Origin of the sequence: Yoonia sp. I 8.24 (genome assembly GCF_022096995.1) — a bacterium.
Taxonomy (GTDB): domain Bacteria; phylum Pseudomonadota; class Alphaproteobacteria; order Rhodobacterales; family Rhodobacteraceae; genus Yoonia.
Genome location: NZ_JACXGQ010000004.1, coordinates 172,604 through 186,821, shown reverse-complemented (window position 1 = coordinate 186,821; position 14,218 = coordinate 172,604). Strand labels below are relative to the sequence as shown.

The 14,218-nt window shown below is 57.0% G+C and carries 15 protein-coding genes; 7 read left to right on the top strand and 8 right to left on the bottom strand.

The window, feature by feature from the left end; all coding sequences use genetic code 11:
• Positions 1–9 precede the first annotated feature (9 nt).
• A complete protein-coding gene (locus Yoon_RS09475) occupies positions 10–258 on the top strand; it encodes a peptidase (protein ID WP_238111943.1) in 249 nt (82 codons plus the stop codon).
• Here Yoon_RS09475 and Yoon_RS09470 read toward each other — a convergent pair.
• Entirely contained in the window at positions 255–857 is a 603-nt protein-coding gene (locus Yoon_RS09470) for a flavin reductase family protein (RefSeq protein WP_238111942.1), read from the bottom strand. The two genes, Yoon_RS09475 and Yoon_RS09470, sit on opposite strands and share 4 nt — an antisense overlap.
• Before the next feature lie 69 nt (positions 858–926).
• On the opposite strand from Yoon_RS09470, the gene Yoon_RS09465 reads away from it, so the two are divergent.
• Both Yoon_RS09465 and Yoon_RS09460 read left to right on the top strand, forming a co-directional pair.
• Positions 927–1,421: a GNAT family N-acetyltransferase gene (locus tag Yoon_RS09465; RefSeq protein WP_238111941.1), complete on the top strand. Its 495-nt coding sequence runs from the start codon at positions 927–929 to the stop codon at positions 1,419–1,421.
• Positions 1,422–1,446: 25 nt separating this feature from the next.
• On the top strand, positions 1,447–2,238 hold the full coding sequence (locus Yoon_RS09460; protein WP_238111940.1) for an EcsC family protein: 792 nt from the start codon (positions 1,447–1,449) through the stop codon (positions 2,236–2,238).
• On the opposite strand, the gene ptsP is transcribed toward Yoon_RS09460, so the two are convergent.
• From ptsP to Yoon_RS09440, 4 genes are all read right to left on the bottom strand, one after another.
• Positions 2,229–4,472 carry a phosphoenolpyruvate--protein phosphotransferase gene (gene ptsP, locus Yoon_RS09455; RefSeq protein WP_238111939.1) on the bottom strand — a complete coding sequence of 748 codons (2,244 nt, stop codon included), beginning with the start codon at positions 4,470–4,472 and terminating at the stop codon, positions 2,229–2,231. The genes Yoon_RS09460 and ptsP overlap by 10 nt on opposite strands.
• Positions 4,473–4,506: 34 nt before the next feature.
• Entirely contained in the window at positions 4,507–5,745 is a 1,239-nt protein-coding gene (locus Yoon_RS09450) for an aspartate kinase (protein WP_238111938.1), read from the bottom strand.
• 101 nt (positions 5,746–5,846) lie between these two features.
• Positions 5,847–6,251: a DUF1178 family protein gene (locus Yoon_RS09445; RefSeq protein WP_238111936.1), complete on the bottom strand. Its 405-nt coding sequence runs from the start codon at positions 6,249–6,251 to the stop codon at positions 5,847–5,849.
• A 41-nt stretch (positions 6,252–6,292) separates the two neighbouring features.
• Positions 6,293–6,766, bottom strand: coding sequence for an NUDIX hydrolase (locus Yoon_RS09440; RefSeq protein WP_238111934.1), 474 nt, complete (start codon positions 6,764–6,766; stop codon positions 6,293–6,295).
• Between the two features lie 35 nt (positions 6,767–6,801).
• On the opposite strand from Yoon_RS09440, the gene Yoon_RS09435 reads away from it, so the two are divergent.
• Genes Yoon_RS09435 through modC form a run of 4 tightly spaced genes read left to right on the top strand, consistent with a single transcriptional unit; the run spans position 6,802 to position 10,480 of the window.
• The gene (locus Yoon_RS09435) at positions 6,802–7,959 is read left to right on the top strand and encodes an acetoin utilization protein AcuC (RefSeq protein WP_238111933.1); all 1,158 of its coding nucleotides are present in this window, start codon (positions 6,802–6,804) and stop codon (positions 7,957–7,959) included.
• A gap of 3 nt (positions 7,960–7,962) precedes the next feature.
• On the top strand, positions 7,963–8,727 hold the full coding sequence (modA, locus tag Yoon_RS09430; protein WP_238111932.1) for a molybdate ABC transporter substrate-binding protein: 765 nt from the start codon (positions 7,963–7,965) through the stop codon (positions 8,725–8,727).
• Positions 8,727–9,419: a molybdate ABC transporter permease subunit gene (gene modB / locus Yoon_RS09425; protein ID WP_238111931.1), complete on the top strand. Its 693-nt coding sequence runs from the start codon at positions 8,727–8,729 to the stop codon at positions 9,417–9,419. Before modA ends, modB begins: the two co-directional genes overlap by 1 nt.
• Positions 9,419–10,480, top strand: coding sequence for a molybdenum ABC transporter ATP-binding protein (gene modC / locus Yoon_RS09420; protein ID WP_238111930.1), 1,062 nt, complete (start codon positions 9,419–9,421; stop codon positions 10,478–10,480). The genes modB and modC overlap by 1 nt, the downstream gene beginning before the upstream one ends.
• Here the strand turns inward: modC and Yoon_RS09415 are convergent.
• Genes Yoon_RS09415 through neuC form a run of 3 tightly spaced genes read right to left on the bottom strand, consistent with a single transcriptional unit; the run spans position 10,477 to position 14,114 of the window.
• The gene (locus Yoon_RS09415; RefSeq protein WP_238111929.1) at positions 10,477–11,760 is read right to left on the bottom strand and encodes a 3-deoxy-D-manno-octulosonic acid transferase; all 1,284 of its coding nucleotides are present in this window, start codon (positions 11,758–11,760) and stop codon (positions 10,477–10,479) included. The genes modC and Yoon_RS09415 overlap by 4 nt on opposite strands.
• Complete coding sequence (locus Yoon_RS09410) at positions 11,753–13,006, bottom strand: 3-deoxy-D-manno-octulosonic acid transferase (protein ID WP_238111928.1); 1,254 nt, start codon at positions 13,004–13,006, stop codon at positions 11,753–11,755. Before Yoon_RS09410 ends, Yoon_RS09415 begins: the two co-directional genes overlap by 8 nt.
• Positions 12,999–14,114 carry a UDP-N-acetylglucosamine 2-epimerase gene (gene neuC / locus Yoon_RS09405; RefSeq protein ID WP_238111927.1) on the bottom strand — a complete coding sequence of 372 codons (1,116 nt, stop codon included), beginning with the start codon at positions 14,112–14,114 and terminating at the stop codon, positions 12,999–13,001. The genes Yoon_RS09410 and neuC overlap by 8 nt, the downstream gene beginning before the upstream one ends.
• Positions 14,115–14,218 lie beyond the last annotated feature (104 nt).

The following is a 14,218-nucleotide window of genomic DNA, read 5'->3' as shown; positions in this document are numbered from 1 at the left end:
ACAATCTAAATGACATTGATGACATTTGCCGCTTATGAGCAGCAATTGAAGTGGGTCGCATTTGTGCTGGGCGTTGCCAGTACGGTTTGCGTTGTGCAGGGCTATCATCTGGGGGCGATGCTGTTCAGCCTGCCGTTTTGCCTAATCTGGATGTATTGCGCATGGTTGCGCCGGGAGCCGCAGTTAAAATACATCAACATGCTGTTCACGGCACTTTATATCTACGGGATCGGCAGATATTTTCTAATTGGGGTTTAGCCGGGGCGTTTGATCGTAAAGACATCGTGCACCACCGCGTAGTCCTGATAGCCCATCCGCGCGAGCATCCCAAACTGCGTCACGTCAAATTTGCCGTCAACAAGACAATCGTCACGCAGATGCACGCCGGTGACCTCACCAAATACTGCGAAATTGGCGGCGCCGGGCAGCTGCACGATTTGGGTTAGCTTGCATTCCAATGTCGCAGGTGCTGTCGCGACTCGGGCGCAGGCAATGGTTTTGCATTCTGCCTTGGCGATCTGCGCGAGTTCAAACTCATCGGTCTCTTTGTCCCATGGTCCAGAGGTCTGGTTCATCACGTCTTTGGATGCGTAATCAACGATATTCACTGCAAAAACACCCGTTTCGCGGATATGCGTGACTGAATCCTTGGTACCATCGCGGTCTGGCTTGCTGCTGGTGGATGAGAACATCACTTGTGGCGGTTCATATGCGACAGCGTTGAAAAATGAATATGGCGCGAGGTTATCATGCCCATCAGCACCACGCGTTGATATCCAACCGATCGGGCGCGGGGATACCACGGCGTTAAACGGGTTATGTGGCAGGCCGTGCCCATTTTCTGGCGCATAAAACATCGTGTTACCTTTTCCTTAGGTTTGCTTAGGGGTAACTTGCGCGGACCAACTTGGCCAGACGAAAGAACGATGCAACAAGCCGCACTAACAATGGCCGAGGAAACGGCCCACGACTGGTGGGAGGTCGAAGCACTTTACGATCTGTGCTTTGCGCCGGGGCGATCTGCCTTGTCGTCTTATCGTTTGCGCGACGGGGTGTCGCCCATTGCGGAACTTTGTATCACGGCGCGCGATGTTGATGGGATTTTAGCTGGGGCCGTGCGCAACTGGCCTGTTTGTGTTGGCGGGCAAATGGCAGTGCTTTTGGGGCCGATTGCGGTACACCCAACCCGTCAAGGTGAAGGCGTTGCTGCGCTACTGATGCGTGAGTGCCTTGCACTGGCTAAGCAACATGGCTGGGAGCGCATGATGCTCGTCGGCGATGCGCCTTACTACGGGCGCTTTGGATTTGAAAAGCTGACGGGCGTTGAAATGCCGCCGCCCACGAACCCCGATCGTGTGCTTGGGCTGGGGGATTGGAATGGTATTGCAGGCGCTGTGACCAAGGCCTCGGATTGTAAATAGCCCCCCGAACCCCCATCTTAGGCCTATGACCACATCTGATGACCCGTTGCTTGCGCCTTTGCCCGCCGAAACGTTGCTTCCCTTGGATGCGGCGGCCAGCGCCGAAGTGCTGGCCTTGGCACGCAAGCAAAAACGGGCGCGCGGCGTCTTAATGACCGCAATCACCTTTGTCGGTGGGCAGGTCGACGACGGCTTGAAATTATTACCCGAATCTATCCGTGGACAGATCGACGATATCGCGCGCAAAGCGCTTGAGCGGAGTTTTGATCTGGCCGCGAAGTCGCGCGGTGGGCTAGGAAAATCCATCGGATCTGATCGCGCCCACAAGGCGTTGGGCACGGTTTCTGGGGCGCTGGGCGGGGTTGGGGGGCTGCCGACGGCATTGGCCGAATTACCGGTTGCGACGACCGTTATCTTTCGCGCCGTTTTACATGTCGCCGAAGACTATGGCGAAAACCCGCAATCGGTTGAAACCCGCATGGCATGTCTGGCGGTCTTTGGGGCTGGTGGTCCGGGCAGCGAAGACGACGGGGTTGATACCGCATTTATCGGTGCGCGTTTGGGGCTGTCAGGGGCTGCAGTGCATGGGCTTATCAGCAAGGTCGCGCCAAAATTTGCGGCCGTGATGACGCAGAAGCTGGCCACGCAAACCGTGCCAATTTTAGGGGCCGCAGCCGGGGCAGGAACAAATTACGCGTTCGTTGACTATTACGTGGCGCTTGCCCATGTGCATTTTGGGCTGCGTAAACTTGCGCGTGATCACGGTGAGGCAGAGGTGACAGAGGCGTTTCACGCAGCGCTTGCAGATCAGACCTGATAGACCAACCAATCGGCCACGGCCCGGCGTACGGATTGATCACCGCGTGCAATGGATTCGTCCATAATTGCGCGCACTTCGTTGAGATCGACACGGCGCAACAAATGTTTGACGGGCCCAACTGAGGCCGGGCGCATCGACAAGCTGCGCAAGCCAAGTGCTGCAAAACACAAAGCTTCGACGGGGCGACCAGCATCTTCGCCACAAAACGACACGGGCGTGCCTGATGCGTCGCAGCGGTCAATAACTTGGCGCAAGAATGCTAGAAAGCTCACGTTGAGCGTATCATACCGTTTGCGCACGCGTTCATTTTCGCGGTCAGCCGCAAAGAAAAACTGTTTTAGGTCGTTGCCACCAATAGAGATGAAATCGACCTCTTGGAAAAACGCATCGGGCGCATAGGCAAGCGATGGGGTTTCAAGCATTGCGCCGACTTCAAGGCCCGATGGCAATTTATGCCCAAGCTTCTTTTCGCGCGCCATCGCTTTGTCCATCTCGGATTTGGCGGTGCGGAATTCGTCATGCTGGGCGATAAAAGGGAACATGACGGATAATGGCCCGCCATCCGCAGCACGTATCAGCGCCTGCAACTGCATTCGCAGCACGCCGGGTTTATCCAATCCAACCCGGATCGCACGCCAACCCATCGCAGGGTTGGGTTCATCGTTGGGCTTCATATAGGGCAGGACTTTGTCTGACCCGATATCAAGCGTGCGAAACGCGACACGTTTGCCATTTGCCGATTTCACAACGCGTGAATAGAGCGCAGATAATTCGGCACGACGCGGCATTTTATTACGCACCAAAAACTGCAATTCAGTCCGGAACAGCCCCACGCCTTCGGCGCCTGATCCTTCGAGAGATGGCAGATCCGCGATCAAACCGGCATTCATTTGCAGCGATATCGTGGTACCGCACTTTGTGGTCGCGGGCAGGTCGCGGATAGAGGCGTAGCGTTCTTGCGCACGGGTTTGCATCGCAAGCTTATCGCGAAATGCGCTGTGCACGGTTTCATCAGGGCGCAAATGCGCGATCCCTTGGTCGCCGTCTACAAGGATCGGGTCGCCGTTCAGGGCCTCAGTCGTGACGCCTTTGGCGTTGATCACCAGCGGAATCGCCCATGCGCGCGCGACAATCGCGGCGTGGCTCCCGACAGAGCCTTCTTCTAGCACGATCCCCTTAAGAACCTTGCCGTATTCCAGCAATTCGCCGGGCCCAATATTACGGGCCACAAGGATCGGGTTTTCGGGCATATCGGCACGTGCGGCGGCACCTTGGCCGGTAAGGATCCGAAGTAAACGATTCGAAAGATCGTCTAGATCGTGCAATCGTTCACGCAAATACGGATCGCCCGCTTGATTCATGCGGGTCCGGGCAAGCGATTGTTCTTTTTCAACGGCGGCTTCCGCCGAGAGGCCGTTGGTCACATCTGCTTCCATCCGGCGCATCCAGCTCGTGGAATTCGCGAACATGCGGTAAGCCTCAAGAACCTCAACCTGATCGGCGTCATTGGAGCGGGCGCCAGACAGCATGGTATCGACTGAAATACGCAGGTTTTCGACGCCATCGCGCAGACGCGCAAGTTCGACGTCCGGGTCGTCTGAGATTGGGTTAGTCACCACCACGCGTGGTTCGTGCAGGAATACGAGCCCCTCGCTCGCGCCTTCTTGGGCAACAGAGCCTCGCAGCAACACATGCTGCTGGTGCCGGGCAGACAGGGCTGCACCCTCGCCGACAAATGCGCCAAGCTCGGTCATTTCGGCCAGTACCATGGCGACAATTTCTAGGGCGTAAACTTCGTCTGCGGTGAATTCGCGCGCGGCTTTTGACTGCACAACAAGCACGCCCATCGCGTCACCAAGGCGTTGGATGGGCACACCACAAAATGACGAATACCGTTCTTCGCCGGTTTCCGGCATATAGCGGAACCCTTTGGCGGCGGGGGCATCCGCGGTATTGATCACGTCACGGCTTTTGGCGGTTCGCCCGACCAGACCTTCGCCCAAGCGCATCCGGGTTTGGTGGACGGCTTCGGGTTGCAAACCTTTGGTCGCGCAAAGTTCTAAGGTCTCGGCATCACGGAACAGATAGATTGAACACACCTCGGTCATCATTGAGGTGGCGATCAGGTCTACGACCTCATCAAGCCGCTCTTGGCCTTCGCTATCTTCCGCTAAGGCTTCGCGCAGGCGGCCAAGCAGCTTGCGGCTTTCAGTTTCAATCCGTTCTGGCATTGGTCCCCCAAAATGACGGACCGATCAAAATTGATCAGCCTGCCTTTTCCAATTCGAATGCATCATGCAAGGCTTGCACGGCAAGTTCCATGTATTTTCGGTCAACCAGCACGGAAATTTTTATCTCTGAGGTTGTAATGACCTTAATATTTACACCTTCGGCGGATAACACGGCAAACATTTTAGCTGCAACACCCGTATGGCTCCGCATCCCGATTCCAACCACAGAGACTTTTGCGACACCTTCGTCCGCGACCAGATCGTGGTAGTTGATGTCACCGTTATCTTTGGCGTCCTGCATCGCCTTTTCAGCGCGCGCGACCTGATCTACCGGGCAAGAGAAAGTCATATCAGTACGCCCTTCCTCAGAGATGTTTTGCACGATCATATCGACATTCACACCGGCCTCGGACAATGGTCCAAAGATCGCTGCGGCAATGCCGGGGCGGTCCGCGACAGAGATTAGGGTCATTTTTGCTTCATCGCGCGAATAGGCCACACCGGCCACAACATTGGATTCCATGATTTCTTCCTCATCGCAGACAAGCGTTCCAGCCGCGTCTGATGGTTCTTCAAAAGATGATAGCACGCGCAGGCGCACCTTGTAGCGCATCGCCAATTCTACAGAGCGGGTTTGCAAAACCTTTGCGCCAAGCGATGCTAATTCCAGCATTTCTTCAAACGAAATTTTGTCGAGCTTGCGGGCCTTATCAGTGATGCGCGGGTCGGTGGTATAGACCCCATCAACATCGGTATAAATGTCACAGCGTTCCGCGCCAAATGCGGCAGCAAAAGCAACAGCCGTTGTATCCGACCCGCCGCGCCCCAATGTGGCAATCCGGCCTTCGGGGCTGACCCCTTGGAAACCTGCCACGACGGCCACTTTCATACCTTCGCCAAACTTGGCGTTGATATTGTCGGTGGGAATTTCTTCGATACGCGCATTCGAATGTGCAGAGGTGGTTTTGACAGGAACCTGCCAGCCTTGCCAACTGCGCGCAGGGATTTCCATTTCTTGCAAGCGCAAAGCCATCAACCCGGCGGTGACGTTTTCACCGGACGAAACGATCGCATCATATTCGCGCGCGTCATAAAGCGGTGACGTTTCATTCACCCAGCCGACCAATTCATTGGTCTTGCCTGACATCGCCGAAACGATGACGATGACGTCGTAACCGTTGGCGACTTCCACGGCGACGCGTTTAGCCGCGCGCGCGATCCGGTCCAGATTGGCAACTGATGTGCCGCCAAATTTCATAACTAACGTTGGCATGGTCGTATCCCTTAGGGTGTCACACCCCTGTAGCAATTCCGCAGGTGTCTTAAAGGCGCGCGCGCCCAAGGGCAATGCGCAACCGACATGATTGGCCCGCGTTAATTGGCCTTTTTGCGCGGAATAAACGGCAAAGGCATTACTGGAATGCCATCATCGACCAGTTTCTTGGCCTCATCCAGTTTTGCCTCACCGTAAATTGGACGCTCTGGTGTGATGCCATCATGCATGTCGCGGGCTTCTTTGACGAATTTGTCACCCACATAATCAGATTTGCTTTCGACCTCGTCGCGCAGTTTTTCGATCGGGTTTTCGGCGGCTTTGGGGGCTGTGATCTCGGCTGACGTGCTGACGGCAGGGGCCATGATTGATTTGCTCACCGCAGTTGATCCACATGTTTCGCAGGTGATCAGCCCCGTGCGGCTTAGCTTGTCAAAGGCTTCGCCGGACTGAAACCAGCTTTCAAAAGCATGGCCTTGGTCACATTTGAGATGAAAACGGATCATGCGCTGTAAATAGGCGAATTCCAGCCGCTTGCAAGTAGCGGTTAGTGCAGGAGCGCCTTTGGCTTGAAGGTCGCGACGATTTGCTTGAGCTCCGGTTCTTGCAGTTTTTTCGCTGCTTTCTTCGGGCTCAGCCATTTGCGTTTGCGTTGGCCTTGCTCTGGCCATTTGCGCAGTTTTTTGCGCACGCGCACGGGGTAGACCATGACGATGATCGGGGCGTCGCCAGATTTGAGCGGTTTGACATAGCTATAGGCGCCAAGACAGCGATCAATCGCATCGCCCCTGATTCCGGCTTCTTCATAGGCTTCGGTGGCCGCGGATTGGGCCGGGGTATGTTTGTGCATGGGCCAACCTCTGGGCAAAATCCAACGGCCCGTCGTGCGGGTTGTCACAATGCAAATTTCTACCTTGCCTTTGCGCATGCGCCAGCAGAGCGCTGCGAATTGGACCCGAACATCGGTTTTGTTCCCTGCGTGCAGACGGATAGGCAGTTGCTGAAATGCGATTTTTGTCATGGTTCCGGTCTAAAAATGGGGGTAACCCCTTGTGTATGGCCGACGATACCCATGCTGCAGATGCACAGGCAAGCGCTTTCCCGCGCTTTATTGGATCCGAGATATATCGGCATTCAAGCTATGGGCCGTCGCATCCGCTGCGAGTACCGCGTGTTTCAACCGTTATGGATTTGTCACGTGCGCTCGGCTGGTTGCCAAGCGCGCAGTATATCACCAGCCCACGCGCCAAACCTGCGGCGTTGATCGGATTTCACACGCCTCGCTATATTGCCGCGCTACAGGCTGCTGAAACCGCCCAAGCAGCGTCGGAGGGGGTGCGAAAAATGCATGGGCTTGGCACCCCGTCTAACCCAATTTTCGCAGAGATGTACCGCCGCCCCGCGACCAGTGCGGGTGCGTCGCTGCTGGCGGGAGAGCTTTTGGCAAGGGGTGGCGTCATCTATTCCCCGGCAGGCGGCACCCATCACGGAATGCCCGACCGCGCGAGTGGGTTTTGCTATCTCAATGATCCGGTGCTGGCGATCCAATCTTTGCGGCGCGCAGGTGCGCAGCGCATCGCCTATGTCGATATTGATGCGCATCATGCGGACGGGGTTGAACATGCCTTCGCCGATGATCCCGACACATTGTTGATTTCCGTGCACGAGGCGAACCGATGGCCACGCACCGGGGCGCTGACGGATTGCGGTGTCGGGCAAGTCTATAACCTACCTGTGTCAGCAGGGTTGCATGATGGTGATATGGCGCTGATCCGGGATGCGCTGATCTTGCCGGTGGTTGCGGATTTTCGCCCTGACGCAGTTGTGTTGCAATGTGGTGCCGACGCCGTCACCGAAGACCCGCAATCACGGCTGTGTCTGTCAAATAATGCGCATTGGGCAATTGTTGCGGCACTGCGGGATCTTGCACCGCGTTATTTGGTGCTGGGCGGGGGCGGGTATAATCCGTGGTCGGTGGGTCGCTTGTGGACAGGCGTTTGGGCGACGTTGCAAGGCGCAGAAATCCCTGACGACTTGCCCAAGGCCGGTCAGGATGTTTTGCGCGCGCTTAGGTGGGAGACCCCGCAAAAGGCGCGCCTCCCAGAGCCTCATTGGATAACGACCTTGCGTGACGCCCCGCGCGATGGGCCGATCAGCGAAGACGCGCGCAGTGGGGTCCAAAGCCTGACACAACGCGCGCGTCATTGGGTCTGACGCTTGCGCCGCCTTGCGAACGCGTTGATAACTGGGCGTATGATGATACGGGTATTTCTGGTATGGTTTTTGCTTTCGACGACTGCGTCAGCGCAGGTCGTGGTTTTTGCATCCGCTAGTCTCAAAGAACCGGTGGACCGTATCGCGGCTGAGTTTCCCGATGTCACCGTGTCCTATGCGGCCAGCGGCACGCTCGCACGGCAGGTGACCCAAGGTGCACCCGCTGATGTGATTTTGCTCGCGCATATAGATTGGATGAATTACTTGCGCGACGGCGGTTTTGTGCAACCCCAAACGGTGGCTGATTTTGCAAGTAATTCTTTGGTGATGATCAGTCCGTCAGGGGGCGATGATATTGCACTGACCGGATCTGCAATCGCGGATGTATTGGGACAAGGGCGCATCGCAACAGGCCTTACCAGTGCGGTGCCCGCAGGTATCTATGCCAAAGAGGCGCTGATCCATCTGGGGTTATGGGACACGTTTGCGGACCACTTGGCAGAGGTGGATAACGTGCGCGCTGCACTGGCCTTGGTCGCGCGGGGGCAGGCCCCTATCGGCATCGTCTATGCTACAGATGCGCGGGTGTCAGATGCGGTCCAAATCATCGCCACATTTCCCACCAATAGCCATGCACCCATTCGATATACGGGCGCGCTGACGGCGCAAGGCGGTGACAGTGGTGCCGCATTCTTGAACATGATTGCCGCAGCGCAAGGGCAAATGGTCTTTTCAGAGGCCGGTTTTCTGCCCCCGGTGCCCCACTAATGGGCGCTTTGGGACCCAATGAATGGGCGGCGATATTTCTGTCGTTGCGGGTCGCTTTGGTCGCTGTCATCTGCGCGCTGCCGTTCGCGATTAGTGTGGCCTATCTATTGGCGCGCAAACAGTTTTTCGGGAGGCAATTGTTGAACGTTGCGGTGCATCTGCCATTGGTCATGCCCCCTGTTGTGACCGGGTATCTCTTGCTTGTGGTCTTCGGTTCCCAAGGGCCTGTTGGTCGGGCGCTGGAACAGGTTTTGGGCCTCAGCCTTGCATTTCGGTGGACCGGGGCGGCGCTGGCCGCGGCGATTATGGCGTTTCCGCTGATGGTACGGGCGATCCGACTGGGGCTTGAAGCCATTGATCCGGGATTAGAAGACGCCGCGGCGACCTTGGGCGCGTCGCGCTGGCGGGTCTTTGGCACGGTAACGCTGCCGCTTGCGCTTCCCAGTATTCTTGCTGGCGTGGTGCTTGGTTTTGCCAAAGCGCTGGGCGAATTCGGTGCGACCATCACGTTTGTCGCGGCGATCCCCGGTCAAACGCAAACCATCCCATCGGCGATCTACGGTCTATTGCAGGTGCCAAATAGTGGTCCTGCGGTGGTAAGCTTGGTGACTGTGTCGATCATTCTCGCGATGGGGGCTTTGCTGCTGTCAGAATGGCTGGCACAGCGGATGGCCCGGAAGGTAGGGCGCTGATGCTAGAGATTGCGGTGCAAAAGCGGATGGAGGATTTCGATCTCGATGTGATGTTCGAAGCCCCTGATGGCGTGACCGCGGTATTTGGCAAATCGGGGTCAGGTAAGACGACATTGGTTAATGCGATTGCAGGGCTGACGCGCCCAGACGCGGGGCGCATTGCAGTGCATGGTCAGGTGCTTTTTGATCATGCTGCGCGGATCAACATCCCGGTGGCCAAGCGGCGCGTCGGATACGTGTTCCAAGACGCGCGCTTGTTTCCGCACATGTCTGTGCAACGCAATTTGTCCTATGGCGGCGATCACGATGCGGCGCGGATCATTGATATGCTGGGGCTTGGTGCGTTGTTGGATCGGCGTCCGGCAGGGCTGTCCGGTGGGGAGCGCCAGCGGGTCGCACTTGGGCGGGCGTTGATGTGTGATCCGCAAATCTTACTTATGGATGAACCGCTTGCGGCACTTGATGCAGCGCGCAAAGCAGAAATTTTACCCTATATTGCCCGGTTGCGTGATGAAACACGCGTGCCGATCATCTACGTCAGTCACGACGTGTCAGAGGTCGCGCGCTTGGCCACGACGGTTGTCGTGCTGGATGCAGGGCGCGTGGCTGTCGCAGGGCCGGTCGGGCAGGTGCTTTCGCGCCCTGATTTGGTGCCACTTTTGGGGACCCGCGCGGCGGGGGCGGTGATTGAGACACGCGTGGCGGGGCGGCTGCTTGATGATGATTTAACTGAATTGAAATTTTCTGGAGGGCGGTTGCTGATGCCGGGCCATTTGGGTGCATTGGGGCAGGCGCTGCGCCTGCGCATACCAGCCCAAGACGTGATCTTATCGCGTGAAGCACCCAAGGGGATCAGTGCGTTAAATGTCTTGCCTGTGACCATCACCGATATTGTGTCCGGTCGGGGGCCGGGGACGGCCGTAGGGTTGCGTGCGGGCGATGATCAACTGTTGGCACGGGTCACCAGACGCAGTGCAGGACGCATGGAACTGGCGGTGGGGATGCAGATTTTCGCGATCATTAAGGCCACGGCAGTAGGCCCCAAAGACATTGGCAGCTAAAGCGCGCGCCCGATTGCGGCAATCGTGCGGTCGACACCGCCCGCATGATCTTCATAGAACCGGGTTATTTGCGCGTCGCTGACGGGAACAGGGTGCTGCACGGCTTTGTGCAAATCGTCGGCTGTCTGAACGTTATCGCAGACCCCTGCGGCAATCGCCTCTTGCGCGGGATAGGCGATGGTCCAGATATGCGGGCCGACGATGACAGGCTTTTTCAGCGCGAGCGGCTCAATAATATTATGCGCGCCTTTGGTCACAAAACCACCGCCGACGATGGCGCGATCTGCGAGAGAAAGATAAAAATACATCTCGCCCATGCTATCGCCCAAAAGCACGTCAATTTCAGAGGTGCCGGCTTTCAGGTTCAGATCGGCATCCAATATATCGGATCGGCGCGCAAAGCGAATTCCCGCATCATCCAACATCTGCGCGACTTCATCAAACCGTTCGGGCGCGCGCGGGACATATGTGAAAAACACACCGGGGGTCTGCTGGATCATGTCGATGTAAATCGCATCTTCGCCTTCAACCACCGATGTCAGCGTAAAGCTGGGCCGCCCTTTGGTAAGCGCGGCACGCGCGGCATTCCCCGCGTTAAGGTGCGCTTGCGGGATAGGTTGATCAAACCGCAATTCACCGGTGATGTGAATGTTGGTCATGCCCGCTGCAGCAAAGCGGGATCGCTGATCGTCAGACTTCACAAATCCACCCGCGAACCCCGCCAACAGCGCGGCGCGCAGCCCAAGCCCTTTGGTGTCTTTATCAAAGCTTTTTTGCGGATATTGCGCATTGCACATGAAGAGCGGCACGCCCAGATTGCGGCAGGCCATGATCATACGCGGCCATAATTCGATCTCCATCACGAGCCCATACTTGGGGGCAAAATGGCGGATGAAACGGCGGTAAGTAAAGCCAAGCTCGAACGGGACCCAGACGGTTTGGACTTGACCCGATGCGATCTCAGGGCCAAATTCGCGCAAGGCTTCGCGCCGCCCGGCGGGGGTGAAATGGGTCGTCAAAACCACTTCGCCACGCGCAAGCAACGCCCGGATCAACGGGGTCGCTGATCGCATTTCGCCCAATGATACGGCATGCACCCAGACCGGATGTTTGGCGCCCTGTTGATAGCGACCGAACCGTTCACTGATATGGCGCGCATAGTCGGGGTCTTTGGCGCCGCGCCTGCGCAGGTACAGCAATGCGAACGGCAGTACCAACCACCAAAGTATTTCGTATAGGATGAGCGCAATGCGCAGTTTGGGTGACGGGAATTCAGACATGAGACGCCCCTTGCAGGTTCAGCAAATCAATGGCCAGTTGCGCGGTCTGCAGATTTGCGGCTTGCACGCAGGTATCGGCACGCTGTGTTTGCGCAGTCAATTCGTCGCTCAGAACAAAATCAGCCAGCTGCGCGGCATTTGCAACCTGTGTCGCGGCTCTTGCCTCAGCCAGTTGCGCGTAATCCGGTGCGAAATTGGCGACCTGCGATCCATGGCAAACTGCGGTATGCAGTATCAGCGCTTCCCACGGGCTGTGGCCCTGGGTTGCGTCATGTGTGCCGCCGATCATGACTGAAGCGGTTAGACGGTAGATAAGGCCGAGATCACCAAAAGTGTCGCAAAGCCAGATTGCATCATTTTGGCGGGGCGATTGTTTCAATGATTTCCGTGGGATATGCGCAGGGAAAGCATCGCGCCGGTCTGGAAAACGTGGCGCGACAATCAGCAGCGCATTTGGGTGCGATTTGCGCACGATTTCATGTGCTGCCATCGCCATGGCTTCATCGGTGGGGTGAGACGGGGCGACGGCCCAAATCAACCGTCCGGCAAGTGTTGCGCGCAATGTTTCAAGCGCGCCTGCATCGCAGATCAGGGCAGGGGCGCTGGGTTTCAGCGACCCGGTCACGCGGACCTTAGCGCCAAGGCGGCGCAAATGTGCGGCGGTGATGTCGTCTTGCGCCGTGATCAGCCCCATGACGCGATACAAATCCCTGTAAAGTCCCCTCGCTTTGCGGTGCGATTGATAAGATGCCGCGCCCATCCGGGCCGCAATTATTGCTTGTGGAATGTCCCGCCTTTGCATGTCGCTGACAAAGCCTGGCCAAATATCCTGTTCCGCCCAGATGCACAGATCGGGTCGAAAATGATCCAAAAACGTTCGGCGGTATCGGGGCGCGTCGAGCGGCAAAAACTGATGGATCGTACGCGGGGGCAGATTGCGGGCAAACACTTCTGCTGATGCACGGGTGCTAGAGGTGACCAAAAAATGCGCCTCTGGTTCCTGTGCGGCCATCTGCGCAATCAAGCCGCGCAAGGATAGGACCTCGCCCAAGCCGACAGCGTGCAACCAAATCAAGGTCCCATCGGGGCGGGGCGCCAAGCCACGTGCCTGCTTTTCAACCCAGCGGCTGGCGTGTTCTTTGCCGCGTGCCAGACGTTTGCGTAAAACGCGCGTGCTCAGCGGAGCAAGCAAATAGCTGGCCGCAAGATATGCCCGCAATAGCCCGCCGCGCCGCATCTTACTCATGGAATGTCTTTTGCAGGTCGCTGGTCCAAAAGGCGTCATCGTTTAGCACCGCTGCAAAGCGATCAGCGGCACTGCCACCCCCAAATGCATCATGGCGCTGGTAGGATGTACCCCAGGCGGTTGTCAGAAAATCAGCGATCTTATCGGTCTCGGCGGCATCGGCAAAAAACACCGACGGCGATTTTGCGCGATTGGTCTGACGGGTGCCGATATCAAGCGAGGGGATACCGATAAATGGCGCCTCGCGCACCCCGGCTGACGAATTGCCAACCATCGCACTGGCGTTTTTCATCAGCTCCGAAAAATGTGCAAAGCGCATAGAAGGTAGAACTCGAAACCGGTCCGCAGGAAGCCGATCAATCGCAGCAAAAATCGCGGCAGAGCCGGGGTCGTTGTTGGGGGCGATCACAACGAAATTCTTTCCAGATGCGTCCAGCGCGCCAAACAGCGCATCCGCCTGCGCACCCATGGTGGCGGCCTCGGACGTGACCGGGTGGAACACACAGATTCCGAAATCATCAAAGGGCAGGCCATAGCGCGATTTGACCTCGGCGATTGTGACGCCAGAGGGAGCTGCATGAAAATCCAACTCTGGCGATCCGATGGCGTGAATATCCGCCGCAGCTTCGCCGAGTGACATCACGCGACGGGCCGCATCATCTGAGGAAACAAAATGGCTGCTCGCAAGCTTGCTATTGCAGTGACGGTAGATTTCATCAATGGTGCCAGACACTTCGCCGCCTTCGATATGGGCGCAGCGCACGTAGTTGGTGGCGCAAACCAAGGCGCAGGCCAAGGCCTCAACCCTGTCACCATGGATCACAACCAGATCAGGCGCGTGTTCTTTGACGAAATCCGAAAAGCCGATGACGGTTTTGGCAAGGATCATATCTTGGGGGTCGCCCGCGCGTTGGTTCAAAAATTCATGCACCTGCACGCCGGGGGTGCGGTGCACCTCAACCTTGGTCAGCCCGTAGCGGTCGAGCATGTGCATGCCCGTCACAAAAAACGATACTGCGAAACCAGCGTCACGCGCGGCAATCGCTAGCGGTTCGAGCTTGCCAAAATCAGCGCGGGTTCCTGTAACAAATAATAGCGAGCGCGACATGTATCATTCCAAATCAATCTAAGCCTGACTTGCAGACTATCGGTGCAAAGGCTGAAAGGAAACGGCCAAGGTAGCGAGAGCGGCCTCACCAGAAAAATACAGGA

What these genes read in the sequence shown, in the direction of transcription:
- Yoon_RS09475 (WP_238111943.1), top strand. Translation starts at nt 10, where the DNA reads ATGACATTGATGACATTTGCCGCTTATGAGCAGCAATTGAAGTGGGTC.
- Yoon_RS09470 (WP_238111942.1), bottom strand. Translation starts at nt 857, where the DNA reads ATGTTTTATGCGCCAGAAAATGGGCACGGCCTGCCACATAACCCGTTT.
- Yoon_RS09465 (WP_238111941.1), top strand. Translation starts at nt 927, where the DNA reads ATGCAACAAGCCGCACTAACAATGGCCGAGGAAACGGCCCACGACTGG.
- Yoon_RS09460 (WP_238111940.1), top strand. Translation starts at nt 1,447, where the DNA reads ATGACCACATCTGATGACCCGTTGCTTGCGCCTTTGCCCGCCGAAACG.
- ptsP (WP_238111939.1), bottom strand. Translation starts at nt 4,472, where the DNA reads ATGCCAGAACGGATTGAAACTGAAAGCCGCAAGCTGCTTGGCCGCCTG.
- Yoon_RS09450 (WP_238111938.1), bottom strand. Translation starts at nt 5,745, where the DNA reads ATGCCAACGTTAGTTATGAAATTTGGCGGCACATCAGTTGCCAATCTG.
- Yoon_RS09445 (WP_238111936.1), bottom strand. Translation starts at nt 6,251, where the DNA reads ATGATCCGTTTTCATCTCAAATGTGACCAAGGCCATGCTTTTGAAAGC.
- Yoon_RS09440 (WP_238111934.1), bottom strand. Translation starts at nt 6,766, where the DNA reads ATGACAAAAATCGCATTTCAGCAACTGCCTATCCGTCTGCACGCAGGG.
- Yoon_RS09435 (WP_238111933.1), top strand. Translation starts at nt 6,802, where the DNA reads ATGGCCGACGATACCCATGCTGCAGATGCACAGGCAAGCGCTTTCCCG.
- modB (WP_238111931.1), top strand. Translation starts at nt 8,727, where the DNA reads ATGGGCGCTTTGGGACCCAATGAATGGGCGGCGATATTTCTGTCGTTG.
- modC (WP_238111930.1), top strand. Translation starts at nt 9,419, where the DNA reads ATGCTAGAGATTGCGGTGCAAAAGCGGATGGAGGATTTCGATCTCGAT.
- Yoon_RS09415 (WP_238111929.1), bottom strand. Translation starts at nt 11,760, where the DNA reads ATGTCTGAATTCCCGTCACCCAAACTGCGCATTGCGCTCATCCTATAC.
- Yoon_RS09410 (WP_238111928.1), bottom strand. Translation starts at nt 13,006, where the DNA reads ATGAGTAAGATGCGGCGCGGCGGGCTATTGCGGGCATATCTTGCGGCC.
- neuC (WP_238111927.1), bottom strand. Translation starts at nt 14,114, where the DNA reads ATGTCGCGCTCGCTATTATTTGTTACAGGAACCCGCGCTGATTTTGGC.